This is a genomic window from Stutzerimonas kunmingensis, from assembly GCF_021432085.1.
Classification (GTDB): Bacteria; Pseudomonadota; Gammaproteobacteria; order Pseudomonadales; family Pseudomonadaceae; genus Stutzerimonas.
This window is the reverse complement of sequence record NZ_CP090366.1, coordinates 569161-595260: the sequence shown is the minus strand read 5'-3', so window position 1 is coordinate 595260 and position 26100 is coordinate 569161. Positions and strand designations below refer to the sequence as shown.

The window sequence follows — 26100 nt, the reverse complement described above, 5'->3', positions numbered from 1 at the left end:
GGGGAAAACCGCTATGTCCACTGCCCTGTACCGATTATTGCTGCTCCTGCTCGCCCTGCCCTGGGCAGCGCAGGCCGGAGACGCAGCCGACTACGCCAGTGCCAGCCCGGCGCAGCAGGCGAAACTGCTGGAAAGCTGGGCCGCCGCGCCCGCACCGGAACGCCTGCCGCTGATCGAAGCGCTGCGCGCCAATCGCATCGCCATCGACCGTAACAAGACGCCCTTCATCGAGGAAAACGGCGGCTACCGCGCCCTCGAAGGCGACGCCGCCCCCGTAGGCACGCCGAAGAAGCTGCGCCTGAACAACCGCCTGCGCGGCCTGCTCAATACCGCGCTGGCCAGCCATCAGTTGTTCTCAGACGATCCGGCAGACCGTCTCAGCGCCGCCAAGCGCCTGCAGCGCAGCGGTCAACCGGAACAACTGCCCCTACTTCAGCAGCGTCTCGACGCCGAGGACGACCCGGCCGTTCGTGAAGCGCTCACCCTGACGCTGGCCAACCTGCAGCTGACCGCGAGCGACCCGGCCGTGCGCCTCGCCGCCGTGCGCCTGCTCGGCGAAACCGGCGCACCACTGGCGCGGGTGCGGCTGGAAAACCTGCTGGCCGACGAGGCGGAAACCGACGCCGCCGTGCGCAAGGCCGCCGAGACCAGCCTGGCCCAGGTCAAACGCAAGCTCCTGATCGGCGAACTGCTCGGCCAGGCCTTCAGCGGCCTGTCGCTGGGCTCGATCCTGCTGCTCGCCGCGCTGGGCCTGGCGATCACTTTCGGCCTGCTCGGGGTGATCAACATGGCCCACGGCGAGATGCTGATGCTCGGGGCCTACACCACCTACATGGTGCAGGTGCTGATGGCGCGGTTCGCCCCCGACGCATTGGCCTTCTATCCGTTGGTAGCGCTGCCGGTGGCCTTCTTTGTCACCGCTGCGATCGGCATGGCGCTGGAACGCACCGTTATCCGCCACCTCTACGGCCGCCCGCTGGAAACCCTGTTGGCGACCTGGGGCATCAGCCTGATCCTGATCCAGCTGGTGCGCGTCTTGTTCGGTGCGCAGAACGTCGAGGTCGCCAACCCGGTCTGGCTGTCCGGCGGTTGGCAGGTGCTGCCCAATCTGGTGCTGCCATACAACCGCATGGTGATCATCGGCTTCGCGTTGTTCGTGGTGCTCCTGACCTGGCTCTTGCTGAACAAGACACGTCTGGGCCTGAACGTGCGTGCGGTCACGCAGAACCGCAACATGGCCGCGTGCTGCGGCGTGCCCACTGGGCGCATCGACATGATGGCGTTCGGACTGGGTTCCGGTATCGCCGGTCTCGGCGGCGTGGCCCTGAGCCAGATCGGCAACGTCGGCCCGGATCTCGGCCAGAGCTACATCATCGACTCCTTCCTGGTGGTGGTGCTCGGCGGCGTCGGCCAACTGGCCGGCAGCATCTTCGCCGCCTTCGGCCTCGGCATCGCCAACAAGATCCTCGAACCGCAGATCGGCGCAGTGCTGGGCAAGATCCTCATCCTCGCGCTGATCATCCTCTTCATCCAGAAGCGTCCGCAGGGACTATTCGCTCTCAAGGGGAGGGTCATCGATTGAACCAGCCACTCACCCTCACCGCCGCACAGAAAGCCGGGCCGAAACTCACCGCCGTCGCCCTCGGCATCGTGCTCGTCATCCTGCTGGCCATGCCGCTGCTGCACCTGCTGCCGGCCGAGCATGCCCTGCACGTTTCGGCCTACACCCTGACGCTGGTGGGCAAGATCCTCTGCTACGCCATCGTCGCCCTGGCGCTGGATCTGGTCTGGGGTTACGCGGGGCTACTGTCCCTCGGCCACGGCCTGTTCTTCGCCCTCGGCGGTTACGCCATGGGCATGTACCTGATGCGCCAGAGCGCCGGCGACGGTCTGCCGGCATTCATGAGCTTCCTCGCCTGGAACGAGCTGCCCTGGTACTGGTACGGCACCTCGAGCTTCCTCTGGGCCATGTGCCTGGTGGTGCTGGTGCCCGGCGTGCTGGCCTTCGTCTTCGGGTTTTTCGCCTTCCGCTCGCGGATCAAGGGCGTGTACTTCTCGATCATGACCCAGGCGCTGACCTTCGCCGGCATGCTGCTGTTCTTCCGCAACGAAACCGGCTTCGGCGGCAACAATGGCTTCACCGACTTCAAGACCATTCTCGGCTTCTCAATTTCGGCGCCGGCGACCCGCGCCACGCTGTTCTTCGCCACGGTCGCGCTGCTCGTCGGCAGCCTCTATCTCGGTTGGCGTCTGGCGCGCAGCAAGTTCGGCCGGGTGCTCACAGCGCTGCGTGATGCGGAGAACCGGCTGATGTTCTGCGGCTACGATCCGCGCGGCTACAAGCTGTTCATCTGGACGCTGTCCGCCGTGCTCTGCGGCCTGGCCGGTGCGCTCTACGTGCCGCAGGTCGGCATCATCAACCCCAGCGAGATGGCGCCGACGCAATCCATCGAGGCCGCCGTCTGGGTCGCCCTCGGCGGGCGCGGCACGCTGATCGGCCCACTGCTTGGCGCCGGTATCGTCAACGGTATGAAGAGCTGGTTCACCGTGGCCTTCCCCGAATACTGGCTGTTCGCCCTCGGCGCGCTGTTCATCGTCGTCACCCTGTACCTGCCCAAGGGCGTCATCGGCCTTATCAAGCGGAGGGGCGAGCAATGAAAACCGTACCTTGCAGCGCCGTCATCGACGGTTTCGACCCCACCGGCGGTGGCCTGACCCGCGATGCCATCGGTCTTGGCCGGGTCGCCGAGAAGGGCCTGGACGTACGCCACGGCACCATCCTCAGCCTGGAAGACATCAACGTCAGCTTCGACGGCTTCAAGGCACTGACAGACCTCAGCCTTTACATCGGCGTCGGCGAGCTGCGCTGCATCATCGGCCCCAACGGCGCCGGCAAGACCACCATGATGGATGTCATCACCGGCAAGACGCGCCCCACCAGCGGCAGCGCGTATTTCGGCGAAACCCTGGACCTGACCCGCATGAGCGAGGTGGACATCGCCCAGGCCGGCATCGGCCGCAAATTCCAGAAGCCCACGGTGTTCGAGGCGCTTTCGGTGTTCGAGAACCTGGAGCTGGCGCAGAAGACCGACAAGTCAGTGTGGGCCAGCCTCAGGGCCAAACTCTCCGGAGAGCAGAAGGACCGCATCGACGAAGTGCTGGAGACCATCCGCCTCGGCCAGTCGCGCCATCGCCCGGCCGGGCTGCTGTCTCACGGACAGAAGCAGTTCCTCGAGATCGGCATGCTCTTGATGCAATCTCCGCAACTCTTGCTGCTCGACGAGCCGGTGGCCGGCATGACCGACGCCGAAACGGAATTCACTGCCGAGCTGTTCAAGTCCCTGGCGCGCAAGCATTCCCTGATGGTGGTCGAGCACGACATGGGCTTCGTCGAAACTATCGCCGACCACGTCACCGTGTTGCATCAGGGCCAGGTGCTGGCCGAGGGTTCGCTGCAACAGGTGCAGGCGGATGAACGGGTGATCGAGGTGTATCTGGGGCGGTAAGCCGCTCACAGGGAGATGACTGGCGCCATTCATCGAGGTCCTCCACGGTGGATGGGTAAAGCGTCATCCACCCTACGCCCGCCAAACGCCCATGCCCGCAAACGCAAACCTAATCGTAGGGTGGATAACGCCAGAGGCTTATCCACCAAGTGAAGGAGTCGCACATGCTGCAAGTCCAGCAACTGCACCAGTACTACGGCGGCAGCCATATCCTGCGCGGCCTCTCGTTCGAGGCGAAGGTCGGCGAAGTCACCTGCCTGCTCGGACGCAACGGCGTCGGCAAGACCACCCTGCTCAAGTGCCTGATGGGCCTGATCCCGGCCAAGGAAGGCGCGGTGAACTGGGAGGGCAAGCCGATCACCGGCTTCAAGCCGCACCAGCGCGTGCACGCCGGCATCGCCTATGTGCCGCAGGGGCGCGAGATCTTCGGCCGCCTGACCGTCGAGGAAAACCTGCTGATGGGCCTGTCCCGCTTCAACGCCAAGGAAGCCAAGGAAGTACCCGAGTTCATCTACGAGCTGTTCCCGGTTTTGAAGGAAATGAAGCACCGCCGCGGCGGCGACCTCTCCGGCGGTCAGCAACAGCAGCTGGCCATCGGCCGCGCGCTGGCGAGCAAGCCGCGCCTGTTGATCCTCGACGAACCCACCGAAGGCATCCAGCCCTCGGTGATCAAGGAAATCGGCGCGGTGATCAGGAAACTCGCCGCTCGCGGCGACATGGCGATCCTCTTGGTGGAGCAGTTCTACGACTTCGCAGCCGAGCTGGCCGACCAGTACCTGGTCATGAGCCGCGGCGAGATCATCCAGCAGGGGCGCGGCGAAACGATGGAGGCCGAAGGCGTACGCGGGCTGGTCGCGATCTGATCGGAAGAATGCACCACAACGGCGCATCAAACGCTCAACGCACCAGCCTGAAGCACAGGAGCATCAGCCAGAGACGCCTGATCAGGACGCCAACTCGCGGCGGAAAGCGCTGCAGCGCCGTGCTATCAGGCCGCGCCACAGGACGACGCACCAGGGCAGCGCACAACAGGCATGGCGATTGCTCTGCTTTCCTGACCGACAGATCGAAAAGCCTGCGCCCATGAACGCCCCTGCACCGCTGTTCACCCCCCACTGGCATGCCGAGCTCGAGCTCGGTTATGCGCTGTGCGCCGTCGCCACGCGGCCGGTGCTGCGTCGCCACAACGGGCCGCTGCGGGTGCAGAAGCATCTCTACCCCGAGGGGCCGGACGTATGTCAGCACATCATCGTGCACCCGCCGGGTGGCATTGCCGGCGGGGATCGGCTGGATATCAGCGCCTCGGTTGCCGCCGGTGCCTGGGCGCAGCTGACCAGCCCCGGTGCGGCCAAGTGGTATCGCGCAGTCGGCCCGGCGTTTCAGGACCTGCGCCTGCGCGTCGAAACCGGCGCCACGCTGGAATGGCTACCGCAGGAGACCATCGTCTACTCCGCGGCGCAGGCCGAGCTGAGCACGGTCATCGAGCTGGAAGGCGACGCGCGGCTGTTCTACTGGGACATGGTGGCGCTCGGCCGGCCGGCCGCAGGCGAGCGCTTCGACGCCGGGCATTTCCAGGCGCGCCTGGATATCCGCCGTGATGGCCAGCTCATCTGGCACGAACGCCAGCGCATCGCCGGCGGCGACGGCCTGCTGGATTCACCGATCGGCCTGGACGGGCATTCGGTGTTTGCAACCCTGATCGTCAGCGGCGAAATCGACGCCGAGCTGATGGAACGCTGCCGTGAATTGCCCAGCCGCGTGCGTGGCGACCTGACCCAGCTGCCCGGCCTGGTGGTAGCGCGCTGCCTGGCCGACGAAGCGCTGCATGCGCGCGCCTGGCTGATCGATCTGTGGCGGCTGTTGCGCCCTGAACTGCTGGGCCGCGAGGCGGTACCGCCACGAATCTGGAGTACCTGAATGACCGGTGGGCAAGGCTGCGCCGTTGCCCACCCTACGCCGGCGCTTGCCAAGTGCCGCCCAATGATCGCTGCGTGGTCTCGACCACGAGCCGGTGGATGCGAAAAGCGACGTCCACCCTACGACTGGAGCTGTTATGGATCTGTCACCAAGAGAGAAGGACAAGCTGCTGATCTTTACCGCCGGCCTGGTGGCCGAACGCCGTCTGGCGCGCGGGTTGCAGCTCAACTACCCGGAAGCCATGGCCTACATTTCCGCGGCACTGCTCGAAGGTGCGCGCGACGGCCGGACGGTCGCCGAGCTGATGCACTTCGGCACCACCTTGCTCAGCCGCGAGCAAGTGATGGAAGGCGTGCCGGAGATGATTCCGGAGATCCAGGTCGAGGCCACCTTCCCGGATGGCACCAAGCTGGTCACCGTGCATCAACCTATTCCCTGAAACGCGGGTCAATGTCTACTGCGAACGACCTTGAACCGTTTTTGAAGGAACTCAACGTGCAGATACGCGACGCCCTGGACACCGACCTCGCAGGCATCCTGCGGATCTACAACGACGCGGTAGAGAACAGCACGGCAATCTGGAACGACCGGATCGTCGACCTCGACAACCGCCGCGCCTGGCTGGCCGAGCGCCACGATCAGGGTTACCCGGTGCTGGTGGCCATCGACGAGGGGGGCCAGGTGGCCGGCTATGCCTCGTTCGGCCCCTGGCGCCCGCATGACGGCTTTCGCCACACCGTGGAGAACTCGGTGTACGTGAGCCCCGACCACCGCGGCAGCGGCATCGGCCGCAGCCTGATGAAGGCGCTGATCGAGCGCGCCCGGCAGCTGGAAAAGCACGTGATGGTCGCCTTTATCGAAAGCGAGAACCGCGCCTCAGTGCATATGCACCAGCAGCTCGGCTTCATCCACGTCGGCCAGATGCGCCAGGTCGGCTGCAAGTTCGGCCGCTGGCTGGACCTGACCATGATGCAACTGACCCTGAACAGGACGTCCCAACCATGATTCCCGGCGAATACCAGATCCAGGACGGCGAGATCGATCTCAACGCCGGCCGCCGCACCCTGACCCTCTCCGTGGCCAACAGCGGCGACCGGCCGATTCAGGTCGGTTCGCATTACCACTTTTTCGAAACCAACGACGCCCTCACCTTCGACCGCGCCGCCACGCGCGGCATGCGTCTGAACATCCCGGCCGGCACCGCGGTGCGCTTCGAGCCGGGACAGAGCCGCGAGGTGGAACTGGTCGAGCTGGCCGGCGATCGCCGGGTGTTCGGTTTCGCCGGGCGAGTGATGGGCGCGCTTTAAAAGCCCCTCACCCCAGCCCTCTCCCAAGGGGAGAGGGAGAAAAGCAGCCACCGCGACGGAATGGACCAACGCCGATCAGCCCCCTCTCCCTCCGGGAGAGGGTTGGGGTGAGGGCAGAGCCAATACAGGGACCGACCAAGGAGCCCCGATGAAGATCAGCAGACAAGCCTACGCCGATATGTTCGGCCCCACCGTCGGCGACAAGGTACGCCTGGCCGATACCGAGCTATGGATCGAGGTCGAAAAGGACTTCACCACTTACGGCGAGGAAGTGAAGTTCGGCGGCGGCAAGGTGATCCGTGACGGCATGGGCCAGGGCCAGCTGTGCGCCGCCGACGTGGTCGACACGCTGATCACCAATGCGCTGATCCTCGACCACTGGGGCATCGTCAAGGCTGACGTCGGCCTCAAGGATGGCCGCATCGCCGCCATCGGCAAGGCCGGCAACCCGGACATCCAGCCGGACGTGACCATCGCCATCGGCGCCGCGACGGAAGTCATCGCAGGGGAAGGCATGATCCTCACCGCCGGCGGCATCGACTCGCATATCCACTTCATCTGCCCGCAGCAGATCGAAGAAGCCTTGATGAGCGGCGTTACCACCATGATCGGCGGCGGCACGGGACCGGCCACCGGTACCAACGCCACCACGGTGACACCCGGCCCCTGGCACATGGCGATGATGCTCAAGGCCGCCGATGCCTTCCCGATGAACATCGGCTTCACCGGCAAGGGCAACGCCTCGCTGCCCGAACCGCTTATCGAACAGGTCAAAGCCGGCGCCATCGGCCTCAAGCTGCACGAAGACTGGGGCACCACCCCGGCGGCCATCGACAACTGCCTGAACGTGGCGGACCAGTACGACGTGCAGGTGGCGATCCATACCGACACGCTGAACGAATCCGGCTTCGTCGAGACGACCCTCGGCGCGTTCAAGGGCCGCACCATCCACACCTATCACACCGAGGGCGCCGGTGGCGGCCACGCGCCGGACATCATCAAGGCCTGCGGCTTCGCCAACGTGTTGCCCAGTTCGACCAATCCGACCCGGCCGTTCACCCGCAACACCATCGACGAGCACCTGGACATGCTCATGGTCTGCCACCACCTCGACCCGAGCATCGCCGAGGATGTGGCCTTCGCCGAGAGCCGCATCCGCCGCGAGACCATCGCCGCCGAAGACATCCTGCATGATCTCGGCGCGTTCTCGATGATCAGCTCCGACAGCCAGGCCATGGGCCGCGTTGGCGAGGTGATCACCCGCACCTGGCAGACGGCGGACAAAATGAAGAAGCAGCGCGGCGCCCTGCCCGGCGACGGCGCGGGCAACGACAACTTCCGCGCCAAACGCTACATCGCCAAGTACACCATCAACCCGGCGATTACCCACGGCGTCAGCCACGAGGTGGGCTCGATCGAAGTCGGCAAGTGGGCCGATCTGGTACTCTGGCGCCCGGCGTTCTTCGGCGTCAAGCCGAGCCTGATCCTCAAGGGCGGCGCCATCGCTGCCAGCCTGATGGGCGACGCCAACGCCTCGATCCCGACGCCGCAGCCGGTGCACTACCGGCCGATGTTCGCCAGCTTCGGCGGCTCGCTGCATGCGTCGAGCTTTACCTTCATCAGCCAGGCAGCCTTCGACGCTGGCGTACCGGAGCAGCTGGGACTGAAGAAGAAAATCGGCGTGGTAAAGGGCTGCCGCTCGGTGCAGAAGAAGGACCTGATCCACAACGACTACACGCCGGACATCCAGGTCGACCCGCAGAACTATCAGGTGCGCGCGGATGGGCAGTTGCTCTGGTGCGAACCGGCCGAGGTGCTGCCGATGGCGCAGCGCTACTTTTTGTTCTGATCGACCGGTTCTGATCGGCCTGCTCTGATCGACAGCGCGCCGGGACGGAGGGCCAATTGCCTTCCACCCAGCGCGCGTTTTGACCATCGCCACAAGGTCGATGCTCGCGCTGCACTTCGTCGGTTCGCGAGTGAATCAACCGTTCGATGGATTGGGAAAGTCGGGCATGGAATTACCGTCTGACAACCCAAGCGCAACGCTCTACCCAGGGATGCATGGATGCGCAGCGACCACCGGCTACCGTGGCTGGCGGGAGGCATTGCCGGTGTCGCGTTCGAGGGGAAAGCGGGCGATTTCGGGTAACCGCGTCAGCTGAAAAACCAGCGGCGCGATTGACTGAATCCTACGGAGAAACAATCGATGTTCAAAACCAACGCGCTTTTCGCTGCTGTCCTCGCCGTCTCTGCCACCCAGGCTATTGCGGCCAGCAGTGAAGCGGTTATCGAGCAAAACGGTGTTGACCAGATCGCCGATGTCTACCAGGAAGGCGTCGGCCAGGCTTCGTACATTTATCAGACCGGCGCTTCGCAGCAGAACAGCGCCACGACCACCCAGCTCGGCCAGGACAACTTTTCTGAGGTGACTCAGCAGGGTGCCTTGCACCAGGCCGATGTCATTCAAACCGGCGTCGAGGGCGAGGTGTTCATCAGTCAGTACGACCGGGACAACAGCACGATCGTCGAGCAGGCCGGCTTTGCCAACAGCGCCGACGTGACCCAGGACGGCGTGAGCAACGATGTGGTGCTGATCCAGGACGGCGCGTACAACAGCACCATTGTCGATCAGTTCGGGGAGGGCAACGAAGCACTGATCTCCCAGAGCGGCCAGGAAGGCATCGTCGATCTCATCCAGACTGGCAACATGAACGTGGCCGATATCGATCAGGCCGGAATCGGCAACTCCGTCGACCTGGAGCAGCAGGGCGACGGCAACCTCGCGCTGGTCGATCAGTTCGGCGATTCCAGCCAGGCCGTGCTGCTGCAGACCGGCGCCGACAACTTCGCGACCGTGACCCAGGCAGGCTTTGCCGACTACGCCAGCGTCAGCCAGACCGGCAGCAACAACACCGCGATCGTTACCCAGCAGTAATCGCGTCCATCGGCCGATTCGGTCGGAAAGCCAGGCCCCACGCAGGCCTGGCTTTTTTATGTGCCATCGGAAAGCACCCTGCTGGTGCACTGCACGCACCTCAGGCTCTCGAGCGGCGCATCCACAGACAGGGCTTTGCACTCTACCCGCCTAAACTCGCCACCCTTTCTGTATACAAAAAATCCAGGCGAACTGTCTGAGAGGGCCTAGAATCCAGGGGTTGGCGACACAGCGCGCTGCGCCACAGCCGATCAATTCGCGAGCTCTGCCTTACGCGGAACAAGAACTGCATACAAAAAATCCACAGTCTTGCTCAGAGCGCCCTCCCATGAACCATGACGATTTCCAGATCAAGCAGATCGATCCCAGCCTGTACAACGCCGATCTCGCGCCACTTGCCCCGGCTGAGCGCAAATGGGGCTGGTTCGAGATCTTCAATGTGTGGTCCAACGACATCCAGAGCCTGTTCGGCTACACCCTCGCAGCCACGCTGTTCATCAGTTACGGCCTCAATGGCTGGGCGGTCTTGGCGGGCATCGTGCTGGCCGGTTTCATCGTCATGGGCCTGGTGCAGCTCACCGGCAAGCCCAGCGTGAAGTACGGCATTCCGTTCCCGGTGATGGCGCGGGCGAGCATGGGGGTACGCGGCGCGAATTTCCCGGCGGTGGTACGCGGCATCGTCGCGATCTTCTGGTACGGCGTGCAGACCTATTTCGCCTCGACCGCGGTGGCCCTGTTGCTGCGGACACTGCTCGGCAGCGAGCCACAGGCCGCCACGCTGCTCGGCCTGACCGCCATCGACTGGGCCGCCTACGTGATCGTCTGCGTGTTCCAGGTGGCGCTGTTCGTCCGTGGCGTCGACTGGGTAACGCGCTTTCTCAACTGGGCCGGCCCGCTTGTCTACTTGGTGATGATCGTACTGATGATAGCCATCTGGTATCAGGCCGGCCCGAGTCTGCTCGGCGCCCTCGGCGACATCTTCAGCGGCAGCGGAGAGCACGCTGGCGGACCGATCGCCGCGTTCGCCGCGGTGGTCGGCACCATGGTCGCCTACTTCGCCGCCGTGGTGATCAACTACGGCGACTTCGCCCGTTTCGTGAAGAGCGAACGGCAGATGCGCATCGGCAACTTCCTCGGTCTGCCGGTGAGCCTGGCGATCTTCTCGCTGATCGCGCTGGTGATCACCGCCGGGACCGTGGTGGTGTTCGGCGAAACGCTGACCAACCCCACCGACATCGTCGCGCGCATCGACAACGTGACCCTGACAGTGGTGGCCGCCATCACCTTCTTTGCCGCCACGGTCGGCATCAACCTGGTCGCCAACTTCATCCCGCCGGCCTACGACATCGCCAACCTGGCACCGGCCAGGATCAGCGCGCGTACCGGCGGTTTCATTACCGCGGCCATCGCCTTCTTCATCGGCGCGCTGTGGGTGGCCTTCATCAGCGAGGTGGGTATTGCCGCCTTCGTCGACACGCTGGGCGCGGTGCTGGCGCCGCTTTACGGCATCATCGTCGCCGACTATTACCTGGTTCGCCGCCAGCATCTGGACCTGCAGCAGCTGTTCTCCACCGAGCGCAGCGGGATCTACCACTTCAATGCCGGCTGGAACCGCAAGGCGATGATCGCCTTCGGCGTCAGCGCGCTGTTTTCGGTGGCCTCGGTGTGGGTGCCTGGGCTGGAAAATCTGTCCGGCTTCGCCTGGCTGCTGGGCGCGCTGTTCGGCGGGGTGCTGCACTACGGGTTGATGCGCAACCAGTCGCTGCTCGCTCGGGCGGGGCAACCCGCTCCGCTCGGCTGACCGGCGCCTGCTGCAGAGGTCGGCCATGTTAAAGTGGCCGGCCTTTTTTACGTCGCTCAGGGCCTGCAGATGGTGCGATCCATCCTCGACGACCTGCTCACCGTCCAGCGCATCAGCGCCGTCCCGGCCATCCTGCAAGTCGTCAGCGAAACAACCGGATTGCGCTTCGCTGCGGTCGCTCGGGTTACCGAAAATTCCTGGACGGCCTGCGCCGTGCTCGACCGCATCGAGTTCGGCCTGAAGGTTGGCGGTGAACTCGACGTGACCACCACGCTGTGCAGCGAAATCCACGCTTCGCAGCAGCCGATTATCATCAGCCAGGTGAGCGCGGACCCCGACTACTGCAAGCATCACACACCGCAGATGTACGGCTTCGAAAGCTATATCTCGGTGCCGGTGCTGCGCGCCGACGGCAGTTTCTTCGGCACGCTCTGTGCGCTCGACCCGGAGCCACGCGACCTCTCCAGCCCTGCAACACGGGCGATGTTCGAATCCTTCGCACGCCTGCTGACGCTGCAGATCGAAGCCGAGGAGCAGCAGCAGGCCACGCGTGCGGCGTTGGCCAACGAGCGCACCACCGGCCACCAGCGCGAGCAGTTCATCGCCCTGCTCGGCCATGATCTGCGCACCCCACTGGCCTCGATCCAGGCGGCTAGCGATCTGTTAGTCCGGCGCTCTACGGAACCCGATACGCAACGACTCGCCGAGCATGTACGCACGTCCAGTCAACGCGCCTCGCGCATGGTCGATGATCTGCTGGATTTCGCCCGCGGCCAGCTGGGCAATGGCATACCGCTGAACTGGACGGCCTCGGCCAACTTGCATCTTGTTCTATCGCAGGTGGTCAACGAGCTGCGTACCGCCTATCCACGCCGGGTGTTGCTTGACCAGCTGCCGGAGCTGCCGGTGTTCGAGTGCGACCCGGACCGGATCGCCCAACTGCTGGCCAACCTGATCACCAACGCGCTGCACCATGGCGCCAGTACCGGCCCGGTAATCGTGAAAGCCGAAATAGTCGACGGGCATTTCCAGCTATTGGTACACAACCGCGGCACACCGATCCCAGCTGAACGGCTAGAACAACTGTTCCATGCCTATTCCCAGGAAGACGACACCTCGCGCAACGGGCTTGGGCTCGGGCTGTTCATCGTCGATCAGGTGGCCAAAGCCCATGGCGGCGGCATGCGGGTAACCTCCAGCGCCGAAGCCGGTACCACCTTCACCTTCCGCATGCCGCTGCGGCGCGCCTGATCAACGCAGCTGGCTGTCCTTGCTGCCACGGCGGTTGTAGCCGCTGAACCTGGCGTCTTCCTTGTCCTGCTCGGCCTGGCACTTGATGCACAGCCTGACGCCGGGCACTGCCTGGCGCCGCGCTTCGGGAATGGCCGCGCCGCACTCCTCGCAATGCTTGAGGCTCTCGCCGCGGGCGAGCTTGCTGCGGGCGCGCTGCACTGCGTCTTCGACGGTACTGTCGATCTGCTCCTGGACGGCACCGTCACCTGCCCAACCTGTAGCCATGCTCACCTCCCGCATCGGCTCAATGCTGTTCTGCTTTGGAGTCATTGCGCGGGCGGATGCTCACCCCAGGCGATACCGCCCATCGAATGACTCCGGGCAATCGACGGATGGCGCTGCCCGAGCGGCACAGTCGCCTATCCTGCCCCGGTTCACGCCGACGGCTCAGCGCCTCGGGCATTTGCGAACCGGCAGGGCAGCCAGCATGAAGCGCATCTTACCGATCATAACCAGCCTGCTCCTGGCAGGGGGCTGCGCCAGCGAACCACAGGTGCTTGAGCGCGAACTGGGCACCTTCGACCTCAAGCTGAGCACCGAGCCCGCCCGCAGCATGGCTCAGGGGCTGGTGCAACCGAGCACCGGCAATGCATTCCATGGCGGACTCGATCTCACCCATGCCAGCGGGCTGTATGTCGGGCAGTGGTCCCCCAGCGTCGGATTGGTCGACGGAAGGCAACTCGAGGTGAATTCCTATCTCGGCTATGTGCAGCAGAACGATCATGACCAACTCGGCTACGAGATCGGCCTGATGCGCTACAGCTTTCCGGAACTGCCCGAATGGGATCGTCACGAATACTACGGTGGCCTGACGCTGGGCGACCGGCGCCTCGGCGCGGCGCTGAACAGCGCCGCCGGGCGTACCGACAGCACGCTTTATCTGGACCTGGGCACGGTGACGCCTTTCGCCGTCGGCGTCCGCGTGAAGTACTCAAGCCACGCGCTGGCCGCACCGCATTATCTCGGCGGTGGCGACAGCGTGGACCTGTTCAGCGACTGGTCGCTCGACCTCTCGCGGCCCTGGCTGGGCCTGCAGCTGAACCTGTCCTACAGCGACTCCAGCCTGAGCGGCCAGGCGTGCAGCGCCTACTCGGGACAGAACCCGCGTTGCGACGGGCTGCTCACCTTCCGCGCCGAGCGTCAGCTGTTCTGAGCGCGCCTCATTCCTTGACCTGCATGTACTCCTCGGCCCAGACGACGTACTCGTCCGCGGTGGAGTACTTGACCGACAGCTGCGAAGCGTTCAGGTCCAGCGCATCGACCTGGCGCTGCTCGCGCAGGCAGTCGTAGGTCGCCTTGATCGCCGCGAAGTAGGCCGCGTGGCCGTTGACCACGATGCGCACGCCGAGCGCCGCCAGCCGCGCGTTGTCGCGCAGGTTGGGGTTGCCGTAGGTGACCAGCATCAGCGGCTTGCTGAGCTGGCTGGCGATGCTCTCCAGGTGGTCGAAATCTTCGATGCCGACCAGGCAGATCGCATCGGCGCCGGCCTTCTCGTAGGCCTGGGCGCGGGCGATGACTTCCTCGAAGCCGATCACGCCGGCATTCGTCCGGCCGATGATGGCCATTTCCGGATCGACCCGCGCCTCCAGCGCCGCGCGGATCTTACCGACCGCCTCGAACATGCCGATGAGGTCGGTGGAGCGGCGGCCGAATTTGGGCGGCAGCAGGGTGTCCTCGATGGTCAGCGCGGAAATCCCGGCGCGCTCCAGTTCGGAGACGGTGCGCATCACGTTCAGCGCGTTGCCGTAGCCATGGTCGGCGTCGGCCAGTACCGGCAGCTGAGCGACGCGGCAGATACGCGTGGCCTGCTCGACGAACTCGCTCAAGGTGATGAGGTTGAAGTCCGGCGCGGCGAGGACCTGCAGCGAGGCCACCGAGCCGCCGAGGATGCCCACTTCGAAACCGAGGTCGGCGGCGATGCGCGCGGACATCGGGTCGAACACCGAGGCGGTGTGGAAGCAGCGGTCGGCGTTCAGCAGCTCGCGAAAGTTGCGGCGCAGGTCGTGATGAGAGAGTCGCGGCATATAGGCTCCATGGGTGCACGCAAGGGTCGATTCGCCCTGTCTTTTCATTTCAGTGTTGTTGAGAAGCTGCCTGGTCGGCCGAATGGCACATTTTCGCTGTTTATCCCTAGGCCGGCCCCTGGCGGCGCTGCACATAGGCCATGCACAGGCCGCTGGCGATGATCACCGCCATACCGATCAGCGCCCCGGCATCCGGCGCGTGATCGAAGGCGACATAGCCGACCACCCCGGCGAACACGATCTGCCCGTAGGTAAACGGCGCCAGCGTCGCCGCGCTGGCGAAGCGGAAGGCATTGGTCAGCAGCAGGTGACCGAGCATCGCCATGCCACCGAGCGCGCCCATCAGCAGCGCGTCGTGCAGCGTTGGCGTACGCCAGTTGAAGACCACCAGCACGCTCAAGGTCACACAGCCGACCAGGCTGGTCAGGTAGTTGCTGGTCACCGGGTGGTCGGTACCGGCCAGGCGCCGGGTCACCAGCTGATACACAGTGAACGACAGCGCCGCGCCGAAGGGCAACAGCACCGCCGGCGTGAACAGCGCCGAACCGGGGCGCACGATGATCACCACCCCGAGCAGACCGAAGCCCACGGCCAGCCACTGACTGCGGCTGACCCGCTCGCCCAGCAGCGCCGAAGCGATGGTCACCAGCACCGGTGTCAGAAAGATCACCGCGGTGGCCTCGGCCAGCGGGATGAAATGCAGGCCGTTGATGAACAGCAGGCTCACGCTGACCAGGCTCAACCCGCGCAGCAACTGTGGCCACGGGCGCAGGGTGCGAAACACGCGCTGGCCCATGCGCGGCACGAACAGCGCGGTCATCAGCACCGTCTGCGCGACGTAACGGGCCCAGATGACCAGAAACACCGGGTAGATTTCCGAGAGGTGTTTGGCCAGCCCGTCATGACTGGCCAGCAACAGGCCCGACAGCAATATCAGCAGAACGCCGTAGAGCGGGTGATGGTGATCGTTCAACGCAGGCCTCAGCCACTTGTTAGCAGGCTAACCATTATGCCTGTCATCTTGTCGCACCGCTGCACCAATCAGCTGAAACCATTCAGCCCAGCCAGGACGCTGGCGTCACCGCCCTGTCCGTTCCGCTACGTGCGCTGACTGAGCCCGGACGCGCCGCCCGGCGGCAAGCGGAACGCTGGCATTTCGCGTATGATCGCCGGCTTTTTGCCGAGCCGCGCGGCGTTTCGCGGCGTTCGAGTGTAGCCGTGATGTACCAGTTGAGAGCGATGCAGGAACGCGATATCCCTGCCGTCCTGGCGATCCAGGAAGAATCCTATGCCGCCGAGGTCCTGGAAGACGAGGCGGTGATCCGTTCACGTCTGGCGACATTTCCGCAGTTGGCGTGGGTGGCCGAGGATGACGAGGGGGTGTGCGCCTATCTGTTCGCCTACCACTCACGACTGGGTAAAGTGACGCCGCTGGACGGGGAGTTCTGCACCGACGGCGAAGCCGATTGCCTTTACCTGCATGACCTGGCCGTGGCCGGACGGGCCGCCGGCCGCGGCATCGGCCCGGCACTGGTGCGGCATAACCTGCAACAGGCCGGCGCCGCACAGCTGCGCTATTCGGCACTGGTGTCGGTGCAGGACTCCACCGGTTTCTGGTCGCGTCTGGGCTACGAAGCCCACGACGAACTCGACCCGCCGCAGGCCGGCAACCTGGCCAGCTACCAGATCCCCGCCGTGTACATGGTGCGCGACCTGCACCAGTAAGGCGCACGCACCTTACCCGACCCCGACAGGCGCACTATGACGGTGCGCTCAAAGCCCCATTATCAGGCACGCATGCCCGAAAGGCGCCGCGATCGCGATACATGGGGCCGGTTGGCAAGCCACTTGCTCTTGTTCCGGAAACGATCCGACCGGAACTCTGCTCATGCTGGTGATTCGCCAACGCATCGACGCCCGCCCCGAGTGGCAGGCCGAACTCGAACTGACCTACGACGCGCGCAGCAAGAGTCGCCTGCGCTGCTTCAGTACCAGCGGCGAGGATGTCGGCCTGTTTCTCGAACGCGGCCAGCCGCCGCTGCACGATGGCGAATGCCTGCTCGCCGGTGATGGCCGTGTCGTGCGCGTACATGCTCGGCCCGAGCAACTGCTGCACGTCACCTGCGCCAGCGCTTTCGAACTGACCCGCGCGGCCTATCACCTGGGCAACCGCCATGTCGCCCTGCAGGTTGGCGATGGCTGGCTGCGGCTGCTCGACGACTACGTGCTCAAGGACATGCTGTTGCAGCTGGGCGCCGGCGTCGAACACATCGAGGCGCCCTTCCAGCCAGAGCATGGCGCCTACGGCGGAGGTCATCACCATTCCCACGCGGGTGAGGCAGAGTTCAGCTACGCGCCGCGCCTGCACCAGTTCGGCGTACGGACGTGAACGCGACGGCCGCTCCCGGCTCGGCCTGGGCGCTGCTCCGGCTAGCCAGTCCGCAGCTGCCGATCGGCGGCTACAGCTATTCCCAGGGCCTGGAAATGGCGGTGGAAAACGGCTGGGTGAACGACTCCGACAGCGCTCGGCGTTGGCTGGAGGATCAACTGCTGCTCAACCTCGCGCGCTTCGAGGCGCCGCTGCTGCTCGCACATTGCGAAGCAGCGGCACAGGACAACTGGCCGCGCCTGTTACAGCTCGCCGCCGGGCACCGCGCCAGCCGCGAAACCCGCGAACTGCAGCTGGAAAGCCGGCAGATGGGCTATTCCCTGACGCAGCTGCTCGACGGCCTGCCGGAACTCGACCAGCCAGCGCGTGACTGCCTGGCCGCTGTCGACGAGCCCGGTCTGGCCCTTGCCTGGGCACTGGCCGCCCGCGCCTGGCGGATCACGCCCGCCGATGCTCTCGCCGCCTGGTTGTGGGGCTGGCTGGAAAACCAGCTGGCGGTGCTAATGAAGACACTGCCGCTGGGGCAGCAGGCGGCGCAACGCTTGACCTCGCAGCTGGTGTCGGTCTTGAGCCAGGCGCAGCGGGAGGCCAGCGAACTGCCGGAAGCGGCCTGGGGCAGCGCGCCGTTCGGGTTGGTTCTGACCAGCATGGCGCATGAGCGGCAGTACAGTCGGTTGTTTAGGTCATGAGAGGTGTTGGCACGTGGGTGCTGGCGGCACCTTTTGCGGCGGCCGGCTCGACAGCGCCAACGGCGGATGGCTTAGGTTTCGCCCTGCTGGGCAAGTTCCTTTTGGCAATCGCCCGGATGGCCGGCCCCCCAAAAGGAACCAAAAAGTCTTGCCTCTGCATCCGGGCCTCGCTGCGCTCGACTTCCCTCGTTTCATCGCTGCTCCGAGGGTCGCCGCGCAAGGGCCATCCCTGGCCTTCACGGCTCTCGCGGCACGATCACCACACTCAGCCAACGAATCCCATGCCTGCCCAAATCGGCAGCGGCACGCCCTTCGCATCAACCCCGAGGCAGCCTCACTGCCTTCCAGAGGAGACCACCCATGAACACCCAACCCCTGCGCGTCGGCATTGGCGGGCCGGTCGGTTCCGGCAAGACCGCCCTGACCCTCGCCCTGTGCCAGGCCCTGCGCGACCGCTACAACCTCGCCGTGGTGACCAACGACATCTACACCCAGGAAGACGCCCAGTTCCTCGTGCGTAACGAAGCCCTGGCACCCGAGCGCATCATCGGTGTGGAAACCGGCGGCTGCCCGCATACGGCGATTCGCGAGGACGCCTCGATCAACCTCGAGGCCGTGGAGCAGCTCAACCGGCGCTTTCCCGGCCTGGACCTGATCATCGTCGAGTCCGGCGGCGACAACCTCTCGGCGACCTTCAGCCCGGAGCTGTCGGACCTGACCATCTACGTGATCGACGTCTCCGCCGGCGACAAGCTGCCGCGCAAGGGCGGGCCGGGCATCTGCAAGTCCGACCTGCTGGTGATCAACAAGATCGACCTGGCGCCCATGGTCGGTGCCTCGCTGGAGGTGATGGATCGCGACGCCCGCAAGATGCGCGGCGAGCGGCCGTTCGTCTTCAGCAACCAGAAGGTCGGCCAGGGTCTCGAGGAAATCATCGCCTTTATCGAGAAACAGGGAATGCTCAGCGCCGCGTGACCTCGCCCATCAACGGAAATCGACCGAGTGCCAGCTTCTCGGTCCAGCTCTCAGCCTTGCAATCAGAGGAACTCGCATGAACGTACAGAAAATCCTAGTCACCTCCGCCCTGCTGCTCAGCCCTGCGCTGGCCCTGGCTCACCCTGGGCATGACCATGCCGGAGTGGTGTCCGGTATCACCCACCCGATCTTCGGTCTCGACCATCTGCTGGCCATGCTCGCGGTGGGTCTATGGGCTGCCCAGCAGACTGGCAAGGCGCGCTGGGCGCTGCCGATGACCTTCGTCGCGACCATGCTGCTCGGCGGCCTGGCCGGCTTCGCCGGAATCGAAATGCCGCTGATGGAAACCGGCATCGCTGGCTCGGTCCTGGCGCTGGGCCTGCTGGTGGCACTGGCGGTACGCCCGCCGCTGGTCGTCGCCGCAGCGCTGACCGCCCTGTTCGCCGCCAGCCACGGCGTCGCCCACGGCCTGGAACTGCCAGAGCTGTCCAGCCCGTGGGGTTATGCCGCCGGCTTCGTTGCTGCTACAGCGGCCCTGCATGCAATCGGCTATGCACTGGTGCACTACCTGCCGCAAGCGGCCGCGCCGCTGGTGCGTATCGCCGGCGCCGCTTCGGCACTAACCGGTGCCTGGTTGCTAGCCAGCTGAGAACCAGGCCATGCCTCAGTGGTAGCGCCGTCGCAGCGCGACATTGAGGCGATCGACCACTTCGGCCCAGTCGGCATCCTCGAGGATTTCCTCGCGCAGGAAAGCCGCCTGGGCTGGCGTCCAGAACGACGCATCGGCCAGATAAACGTCTTCGGCCAGGGGTGAGTGGGTTTCGATAAAGCGCCTGATCGAGACATCATCGTTGGGCAGGCCCAATTGCTCGAACAGATTATGGAAGGCGTGGATCGACTGTTCCATGTTGAACCTCCGGTGCGGACGCGGGAATGAACGATGTGAGTATCGTCCATTCCCACGAAAGCGCCGGCAGCGCATGCTGATTCAGCGGAACGGCGGCTCGTCAAAGCTGCGTAGCTTGCGCGAATGCAGCGAGTTGAGCTGGCTCCGCAGCAGTTCCAGTGCGGTGATGCCGATTTTCAGGTGCTGGGTCACGGCCCGCTCGTAGAACGCATTGGCCGAGCCCGGCAGCTTGATCTCGCTGTGCAGCGGCTTGTCCGATACGCAGAGCAAGGTGCCGTACGGCACCCGCAGGCGGTAGCCCTGGGCGGCGATGGTGCCGCTTTCCATGTCCACCGCTACCGCGCGCGACAGGTTGATCAGCGGCCGTTCCTGCGCCCAGCGCAGCTCCCAGTTGCGGTCGTCATAGGTCAGCACGGTGCCGGTACGCAGGCGCTTCTTCAACGCTTCGCCCTGTTCGCCGGTGACCGTCGCGGCGGCATCCTGCAGCGCCTGCTGCACCTCGGCCAGTGCAGGCAGGGGGATGTGCGGCGGCAGCACGCGATCGAGGATGCCATCGCGGCGCATGTAGGCGTGGGCCAGCACGTAGTCGCCGATGGATTGCGACTGCCGCAGCCCGCCGCAGTGACCAATCATCAGCCAGCAGTGCGGGCGCAGCACGGCGAGGTGGTCGGTGATGTTCTTCGCATTGGACGGACCGACGCCGATGTTGACCAGGGTGATGCCGTGGCCGTCCTCGGCGATCAGGTGATAGGCCGGCATCTGGTAGCGGTGCCACATCACGCCACCGATGATCGCCTGCGCCTCGCCCTCTTCCATGCCGCGCTCGATAACCACGTTGCCCGGTAGCACCATGCGCACGAAGCGGGTTTCGTCGCGCAGCATGTCCAGGCCGTGGCGGATGAACTGGTCGACGTAGCGGTGGTAGTTGGTCAGCAGAATCCATGGCTGCACGTGGCGCCAGTCACTGCCGGTGTAGTGCACCAGTCGACGCAGCGAGAAATCCACCCGCGCGCCGTCGAACAGCGCCAGCGGATAGGGATCGGCGTGCTCCCAGTCGTAGAGCCCGTCGGCGATGTCGTCGGTGGCCGCCGACAGGTCGGTGCTGGGGAAAACCCGTGCCAGCTCGGCGGCAGTCACGCCGGTGCCGGCCAGCTCGTCACCCTGCTCGATCACGTAGGGATAGGGAATGTTGCGGTCGCTCATGCCGACCTCAACGGTGACGTTGAAGTCCTGAATCAGCGGCTTCAGCTGATCGAGCAGGTAGGCGCGGAAGGCGGCCGGGTGGGTCACGGTGACGCTGTACACCCCAGGCGCCTGCACCTTGGCATAGGCGCGGGTCGAGGCCGGCACTTCGCCGTGGCACTCGTAGGTCAGGCGCAGCTGCGGGTAACGGAACAGACTGCGTTCCTGCAGGCTCGGCTCGGTACGGCTGGTGACGTAGCGTTTGAGCGCCTGGTTGAGCGCCGCTGTGGCCTGCGCGTGCAGCTCGGCCAGCTTGTCGACCGCCTCCTCAGCGCAGGTGGCGACGGTGAAGGTTCTGGATTCGTTGGAAGTCATGGCTCATCCTGGCTTAACACACGGGCCTATCTTGGCTGCATTTGGTGACGGATGTATACGCAGCCGAGCGGTTAGAGCCACATCCGAGACGCCGGCGCGCTGGAAATGTGCGCCGTCATCGGCGAAAAAAAATCCGACGCCAGAGCCTGACGTCGGATTCGGGTACCGCTTCGAGCCCGCCGCCGATGCATTGCTGCATCAGCCGCACAGGCTCCTACCGATTACTTGTCCAGCAGCATGGTGCCGTTCTTGGCGAAGTTGGCATGCCAGGAGAAGGCTTTTTCCAGCACGTGCGGGGTGTGGCCGCCACGCTGCTTCGCCTCTTCGAGGTAGGCGAGCGCCTGGGCCCGGTAATCCGGGTGCATGCAGTTGTTGATGATTCGCGCCGCCGCCTCGACGGGCGCCAGCCCGCGCAGATCGGCATAGCCCTGCTCGGTGATGATCACGTCGACGTCGTGGTTGGTGTGATCCACATGCGTAACGAACGGTACTATGGAGGAGATCTTGCCGTCCTTCGCCGTCGAGGTCGTCACGAAGATGCTGATACGTGCGTTGCGGGCGAAGTCACCCGAGCCGCCGATACCATTCATCATGTGGGTGCCGTTGACGTGCGTGGAGTTCACGTTGCCGTAGATGTCGGCTTCCAGCGCAGTGTTGAAGGAGATGATCCCCAGCCGGCGGATCACTTCCGGATGATTGGAGATCTCCTGCGGACGGAACACCACCTTGCCGGCGTACTTGGCGAGGTCAGAGGCCAGGTTGTCCACGCGCTTCTTCGACAGGGAGAAGGCGGTGGCGGCGGCGAACTTCACCACTCCGGCGTCGATCAGGTCGAAAACGCCGTCCTGAAGCACTTCGGAAGCGACGGTCAGGTCCTTGAACTCGGAAGTCTTCATGCCGGCCAGCACCGCGTTGGCCACCGAACCCACACCGGACTGCAATGGAGCCAGGCTGTTGGTCAGGCGTCCCAGCCGCACTTCTTCACGCAGGAAGTCCAGCAGGTTGTCGGCGATCTTCTGGGTTTCGGCGTTCGGCTCGAACAGCGGGGAAGGAATGTCCGGCTCGCTGGACAGCACGATGCCGCGCACCTTGGCCGGATCGACCGGGATACCGATCGAGCCGATGCGCTTGCTGACGTTGTAGACCGGGATGTCCTTGCGCGAATCCTCGCCGGCCGGGCCGGGGATGTAGATGTCGTGCATGCCTTCGTACTCGCGCGGAGCAGAGGTGTTCAGCTCGATGATCACGTGCTTGGCGTTCTGCACGAAGATCGGCGAGTTACCGACCGAACCGGTCGGGATGATCTGGCCGTCCTCAGTGATCGCCGCCGCCTCGATGATGGCGTAGTCGACCTGCGGCAGCACGCCCTGACGCAGCGACTCGGCGGTGTGCGACAGGTGCTGATCGATGTAGAGCACCTCGCCGGCGTTGATCTTCTTGCGCTGCACCGCGTTGCCCTGATACGGAATGCGCTTGTTGATGATGCCGGCTTCGGCCATCGACTGGTCGGCTGCCGGGCCCATGGACGCGCCGGTGAACAGGTTGACCTTGAATTTCTCGCGCTGGCCGCGTTCGGACAGTGCCTTCGGAAACACCTTCGGCTCCCCGAACAGGGTGAAGCCGCTCATGCCCAGCGTCATGCCGTCCTCGATCCACGACGCGGCCTCTTCTGCCGAGACGACCTTGTCGAGAAACGCTGCGTTGCGGATGTACTTGTTTAGATCGGTTGCCATGAACTCACCTCAGAAACTCATCGAATGCTCGTCCGTGAAGGCTCTGCAAAGAAATTCGCCAGGCCTGACGAGGCAGGGAGACGGCCACTTGATGTCCGGAGACAAAGCGCCCATGTCTTTTGCCGCTCAATATCGGAACCTCAAAAAATCATGCGGCACTTGCAACCCCGTAACGTAGTCGCTCGCCCCATTCTAGGAGCACCAGCTCGTTTGGCTGTTATACAAAGGTACTAGCAGGCCGCCGCACAGGAGAGGTCATAGCCGGTATCGACGCCCAACGCAACCGCGACCGGCCGGCGGCGAGGCGCTCGCAGGCCGCACTTCACGCGGTTAAACCGGGCCACCAAGGCTGTCGCCGCGCTCAAGGTGCCGCCTGAACGCTGTCAAACCCGGTAACGAACCGGGCACCGCCGTCACTTCCCCGCTCTGTTCTTCGCCACCATACTCGCGCCCGCCCGACTGTATTCAACGGTAGCCCCACGGTCGCGGGCAGGGCGATGATCGAAACGGACAGGTAGGCATCATGCAGGCAACACCCGTGGAAACGAGCACTCGTCGTCGACTGCAACAGGTCATCGAGCAGCCAGCCGTTCAGCGCAGCATTCTGCTGCTGATCGTGATCAACGCGGCCATCCTCGGCATGCAGACCTCGCCGGCACTGGTGGCCAGCTGGGGCGAGCTGCTCAGAGTGCTCGACATGTTGATCCTCGGCGTATTCGTGGTGGAAATCGCAGCGCGCATCTACGTTCATCGCGCGGCGTTTTTCCGTGATCCCTGGCGCCTGTTCGATTTCACCGTGGTGGCCATCGCGCTGGTGCCCGCCAGCGGCCCGTTCAGCGTTCTGCGCGCCCTGCGCGTACTGCGGGTGATGCGCATGGTCACCATGGTGCCGTCGATGCGTCGTGTGGTCGGCGCGCTGCTGTCGGCCATTCCCGGCCTGGGCTCGATTGCCATGGTGCTGGCGCTGGTCTTCTACGTTTCCGCGGTGATCGCCACCGGGCTGTTCGGCGCCGACTTCCCCGAGTGGTTCGGCAACCTCGGCCGTTCGGTGTACACGCTATTCCAGGTGATGACGCTGGAAAGCTGGTCGATGGGCATCGTGCGCCCGCTGATGGACGTATTCCCCTACGCCTGGGTGTTCTTCATCCCGTTCATCCTGATTGCCACCTTCACCATGCTCAACCTGTTCATCGCCATCATCGTCAACGCGATGCAGACGGTTACCGATGCGGAGCACGAAGCCACCCAGGCGAGCATCGAGGCGGCGCGCGAGCACATCGAGGCCGACCTGCATGAAGAGGTCCGCGCTCTGCGTGGGGAAATCGCCGAGCTCAAGGACCTGCTACGCGGGCAGGCGCGCCGCTAGGCGACGCAACCCTGCCACGGAGTCACAGCTGCGGCGCACTGCGCGCCAGCAGCGCGTCGATGTCGAGCCCGCGCGGCAACGTTCCATAAACCCGCCCATGCACTTCCAGGCGACTGGCGATGAAGGCATCCGAAACGGCGGCGTTGCCCGCTTCGAGCAGCAGTTTGGCCTGCAGGCCGACGGCAACGTCCTCGGTGAGCTGACGGGCGCGGTACTGGATGTCCTCGGTGTCGCCGAAGGCCGCCTTCAGCCGCCGGATATGCGCCTTCAGGCGGGCGTCGCCGTGACCGTCGCCGAGCTCGGCGAACAGTACTTCGAGCACGCCCGGCTCCTTCGATAACGCGCGCAAGACGTCGAGGCACTGCACGTTGCCGGAACCTTCCCAGATGGAATTCACCGGCGCCTCGCGATACAGCCGCGGCAGGATGGTTTCCTCGACGTAGCCGGCACCGCCCAGGCATTCGCTGGCCTCGGCGATCATGTTCGGCGCGCGTTTGCAGATCCAGTACTTGCCGACGGCGGTGACCAGCCGGGCGAACTTGTCTTCGTGCTCATCATGGCGATTGTCCTGGGCACGGCCCATGCGCAGGGTCAGCGCCAGCGCCGCTTCGCTTTCCAGGGCGAGATCGGCCAGTACGTTCTGCATCAGCGGCTGCTCCAGCAGGACCCGGCCGCCAACCTGGCGGTGCGCGCAATGGTGCATGGCCTGGGTCAGGGCCTGACGCATCAGCGAGCTGGAGCCGATCATGCAGTCGAAACGGGTCGAGGAGACCATCTCGATGATGGTCGGCACGCCGCGCCCTTCCTCACCGACCATCCAGGCCAGCGCGCCGCGGTACTCGACTTCGCTGGAGGCGTTGGCCCAGTTGCCCAGCTTGTTTTTCAGGCGCTGGATGTAGAACTGGTTGCGCGTGCCATCCGGGCGATGGCGGGGCAGCAGGAAGCAGGACAGGCCCTTGTCGGTCTGCGCCAGGGTGAGGAAGGCATCGCACATCGGCGCCGAACAGAACCACTTGTGCCCGACCAGCTCGTAGGTCTGCCCGGGGCCACCGGCACCAACCGGATAGGCGCGTGTGCTGTTGGCGCGCACGTCGGTACCGCCCTGCTTCTCGGTCATCGCCATACCGATGGTGACGCCGGCCTTCTGCTCCATCGGCAGGTTGCGCGGGTCATATTCGCGGGCAAGGATCTTCGGCAGCCAGCGCTCGGCGAGATCCGGCTGCAGGCGCAGGGCGGGCACGCTGGCGTAGGTCATGGTCAGCGGGCAGCTGCTGCCGGCCTCGGCCTGGTTGTGCAGGTACATCAAGGCGGCACGCGCCACCTGCGCACCGGGTTGCGGGTCGCTCCAGGGCAGCGACGGAATACCGTGCTCGACGGCGCTGCGCATCAGCTCGTGATAGGCCGGGTGAAACTCCACCAGGTCGATGCGATGGCCGTAGCGGTCATGACTCTTGAACACCGGCCTGTTCTCGTTGGCGAGAAAGCCGGCCTGCATCAGCGGCCCACCGGCAAGCGCGCCGTAGACGTCCAGCCGCGCCTGCGCCCAGCCGGCATGATAACGCTGTACCCACCGCTGCAACGGCAGATCGATGCGATAGAGATTGGCACCGTCGAGTGGCGGAACCTGGTTGGTGACCTCATGGATTTCGGCGCAACTCTGCAGATTCATCTGGGCGTCCTCCTTCGATACCGGCGCAG

26 protein-coding genes are annotated in these 26100 nt (G+C 64.8%); 19 read left to right on the top strand and 7 right to left on the bottom strand.

Features of this window, described 5'->3' with window-relative positions; all coding sequences use genetic code 11:
• The first annotated feature begins 13 nt into the window (after nucleotides 1-13).
• The 12 genes from urtB to LW136_RS02685 all read left to right on the top strand — a co-directional run bounded on the left by urtB (nucleotide 14) and on the right by LW136_RS02685 (nucleotide 12720).
• Entirely contained in the window at nucleotides 14-1582 is a 1569-nt protein-coding gene (gene urtB, locus LW136_RS02740) for an urea ABC transporter permease subunit UrtB (protein ID WP_234174607.1), read from the top strand.
• Nucleotides 1579-2658: an urea ABC transporter permease subunit UrtC gene (gene urtC / locus LW136_RS02735; RefSeq protein WP_234174606.1), complete on the top strand. Its 1080-nt coding sequence runs from the start codon at nucleotides 1579-1581 to the stop codon at nucleotides 2656-2658. Before urtB ends, urtC begins: the two co-directional genes overlap by 4 nt.
• Nucleotides 2655-3506 (top strand): urea ABC transporter ATP-binding protein UrtD, encoded by an 852-nt coding sequence (urtD, locus tag LW136_RS02730; protein ID WP_234174605.1) that lies wholly within the window; start codon nucleotides 2655-2657, stop codon nucleotides 3504-3506. Before urtC ends, urtD begins: the two co-directional genes overlap by 4 nt.
• Nucleotides 3507-3670: 164 nt before the next feature.
• Nucleotides 3671-4369: an urea ABC transporter ATP-binding subunit UrtE gene (urtE, locus tag LW136_RS02725; protein ID WP_234174604.1), complete on the top strand. Its 699-nt coding sequence runs from the start codon at nucleotides 3671-3673 to the stop codon at nucleotides 4367-4369.
• Between the two features lie 220 nt (nucleotides 4370-4589).
• Nucleotides 4590-5423 (top strand): urease accessory protein UreD, encoded by an 834-nt coding sequence (locus LW136_RS02720; protein WP_234174603.1) that lies wholly within the window; start codon nucleotides 4590-4592, stop codon nucleotides 5421-5423.
• Nucleotides 5424-5559: 136 nt separating this feature from the next.
• Complete coding sequence (gene ureA / locus LW136_RS02715) at nucleotides 5560-5862, top strand: urease subunit gamma (protein WP_014818998.1); 303 nt, start codon at nucleotides 5560-5562, stop codon at nucleotides 5860-5862.
• A gap of 11 nt (nucleotides 5863-5873) precedes the next feature.
• Complete coding sequence (locus LW136_RS02710) at nucleotides 5874-6428, top strand: GNAT family N-acetyltransferase (protein WP_084799373.1); 555 nt, start codon at nucleotides 5874-5876, stop codon at nucleotides 6426-6428.
• Nucleotides 6425-6730 carry an urease subunit beta gene (locus LW136_RS02705; protein ID WP_234174602.1) on the top strand — a complete coding sequence of 102 codons (306 nt, stop codon included), beginning with the start codon at nucleotides 6425-6427 and terminating at the stop codon, nucleotides 6728-6730. The genes LW136_RS02710 and LW136_RS02705 overlap by 4 nt, the downstream gene beginning before the upstream one ends.
• 148 nt (nucleotides 6731-6878) lie before the next feature.
• Nucleotides 6879-8579 carry an urease subunit alpha gene (ureC, locus tag LW136_RS02700; RefSeq protein ID WP_234174601.1) on the top strand — a complete coding sequence of 567 codons (1701 nt, stop codon included), beginning with the start codon at nucleotides 6879-6881 and terminating at the stop codon, nucleotides 8577-8579.
• A 360-nt stretch (nucleotides 8580-8939) separates the two neighbouring features.
• Nucleotides 8940-9668, top strand: coding sequence for a hypothetical protein (locus LW136_RS02695; protein WP_014818994.1), 729 nt, complete (start codon nucleotides 8940-8942; stop codon nucleotides 9666-9668).
• A gap of 328 nt (nucleotides 9669-9996) precedes the next feature.
• Nucleotides 9997-11469 (top strand): NCS1 family nucleobase:cation symporter-1, encoded by a 1473-nt coding sequence (locus tag LW136_RS02690; protein ID WP_234174600.1) that lies wholly within the window; start codon nucleotides 9997-9999, stop codon nucleotides 11467-11469.
• Nucleotides 11470-11538: 69 nt separating this feature from the next.
• A complete protein-coding gene (locus LW136_RS02685) occupies nucleotides 11539-12720 on the top strand; it encodes a GAF domain-containing sensor histidine kinase (RefSeq protein WP_234174599.1) in 1182 nt (393 codons plus the stop codon).
• On the opposite strand, the gene LW136_RS02680 is transcribed toward LW136_RS02685, so the two are convergent.
• Entirely contained in the window at nucleotides 12721-12987 is a 267-nt protein-coding gene (locus LW136_RS02680) for a DksA/TraR family C4-type zinc finger protein (RefSeq protein WP_003301757.1), read from the bottom strand. It lies immediately after the preceding gene.
• 202 nt (nucleotides 12988-13189) lie between these two features.
• Between LW136_RS02680 and LW136_RS02675 the strand changes: the two genes are divergently transcribed.
• On the top strand, nucleotides 13190-13915 hold the full coding sequence (locus LW136_RS02675; protein ID WP_234174598.1) for a TorF family putative porin: 726 nt from the start codon (nucleotides 13190-13192) through the stop codon (nucleotides 13913-13915).
• A gap of 7 nt (nucleotides 13916-13922) precedes the next feature.
• Here the strand turns inward: LW136_RS02675 and LW136_RS02670 are convergent, their stop codons facing one another.
• Together LW136_RS02670 and LW136_RS02665 are read right to left on the bottom strand one after the other, a co-directional pair.
• A complete protein-coding gene (locus LW136_RS02670; RefSeq protein ID WP_003301755.1) occupies nucleotides 13923-14786 on the bottom strand; it encodes an isocitrate lyase/PEP mutase family protein in 864 nt (287 codons plus the stop codon).
• Nucleotides 14787-14892: 106 nt separating this feature from the next.
• Nucleotides 14893-15759 carry a DMT family transporter gene (locus LW136_RS02665; protein WP_102820810.1) on the bottom strand — a complete coding sequence of 289 codons (867 nt, stop codon included), beginning with the start codon at nucleotides 15757-15759 and terminating at the stop codon, nucleotides 14893-14895.
• A 266-nt stretch (nucleotides 15760-16025) separates the two neighbouring features.
• On the opposite strand from LW136_RS02665, the gene LW136_RS02660 reads away from it, so the two are divergent.
• The 5 genes from LW136_RS02660 to LW136_RS02640 all read left to right on the top strand — a co-directional run bounded on the left by LW136_RS02660 (nucleotide 16026) and on the right by LW136_RS02640 (nucleotide 19488).
• Entirely contained in the window at nucleotides 16026-16511 is a 486-nt protein-coding gene (locus LW136_RS02660; protein ID WP_041015919.1) for a GNAT family N-acetyltransferase, read from the top strand.
• Nucleotides 16512-16674: 163 nt separating this feature from the next.
• Nucleotides 16675-17175, top strand: coding sequence for an urease accessory protein UreE (gene ureE / locus LW136_RS02655; RefSeq protein ID WP_234174597.1), 501 nt, complete (start codon nucleotides 16675-16677; stop codon nucleotides 17173-17175).
• Nucleotides 17172-17864, top strand: coding sequence for an urease accessory protein UreF (locus tag LW136_RS02650; protein WP_234174596.1), 693 nt, complete (start codon nucleotides 17172-17174; stop codon nucleotides 17862-17864). The genes ureE and LW136_RS02650 overlap by 4 nt, the downstream gene beginning before the upstream one ends.
• A gap of 360 nt (nucleotides 17865-18224) precedes the next feature.
• Nucleotides 18225-18839 carry an urease accessory protein UreG gene (gene ureG, locus LW136_RS02645; protein ID WP_014818985.1) on the top strand — a complete coding sequence of 205 codons (615 nt, stop codon included), beginning with the start codon at nucleotides 18225-18227 and terminating at the stop codon, nucleotides 18837-18839.
• Nucleotides 18840-18915: 76 nt separating this feature from the next.
• Entirely contained in the window at nucleotides 18916-19488 is a 573-nt protein-coding gene (locus tag LW136_RS02640; protein WP_234174595.1) for a HupE/UreJ family protein, read from the top strand.
• Nucleotides 19489-19503: 15 nt separating this feature from the next.
• On the opposite strand, the gene LW136_RS02635 is transcribed toward LW136_RS02640, so the two are convergent.
• The 3 genes from LW136_RS02635 to LW136_RS02625 all read right to left on the bottom strand — a co-directional run bounded on the left by LW136_RS02635 (nucleotide 19504) and on the right by LW136_RS02625 (nucleotide 23036).
• Nucleotides 19504-19746 carry a DUF2789 domain-containing protein gene (locus tag LW136_RS02635; protein WP_014818983.1) on the bottom strand — a complete coding sequence of 81 codons (243 nt, stop codon included), beginning with the start codon at nucleotides 19744-19746 and terminating at the stop codon, nucleotides 19504-19506.
• Nucleotides 19747-19827: 81 nt separating this feature from the next.
• Nucleotides 19828-21303 (bottom strand): AMP nucleosidase, encoded by a 1476-nt coding sequence (gene amn, locus LW136_RS02630; RefSeq protein WP_234174594.1) that lies wholly within the window; start codon nucleotides 21301-21303, stop codon nucleotides 19828-19830.
• A gap of 221 nt (nucleotides 21304-21524) precedes the next feature.
• Nucleotides 21525-23036 (bottom strand): succinate CoA transferase, encoded by a 1512-nt coding sequence (locus LW136_RS02625; protein WP_234174593.1) that lies wholly within the window; start codon nucleotides 23034-23036, stop codon nucleotides 21525-21527.
• Between the two features lie 523 nt (nucleotides 23037-23559).
• Here LW136_RS02625 and LW136_RS02620 point away from each other — a divergent pair.
• Entirely contained in the window at nucleotides 23560-24402 is an 843-nt protein-coding gene (locus tag LW136_RS02620) for an ion transporter (protein ID WP_191121479.1), read from the top strand.
• A gap of 22 nt (nucleotides 24403-24424) precedes the next feature.
• On the opposite strand, the gene LW136_RS02615 is transcribed toward LW136_RS02620, so the two are convergent.
• Nucleotides 24425-26071, bottom strand: coding sequence for an acyl-CoA dehydrogenase family protein (locus LW136_RS02615; RefSeq protein WP_234174592.1), 1647 nt, complete (start codon nucleotides 26069-26071; stop codon nucleotides 24425-24427).
• Nucleotides 26072-26100 lie beyond the last annotated feature (29 nt).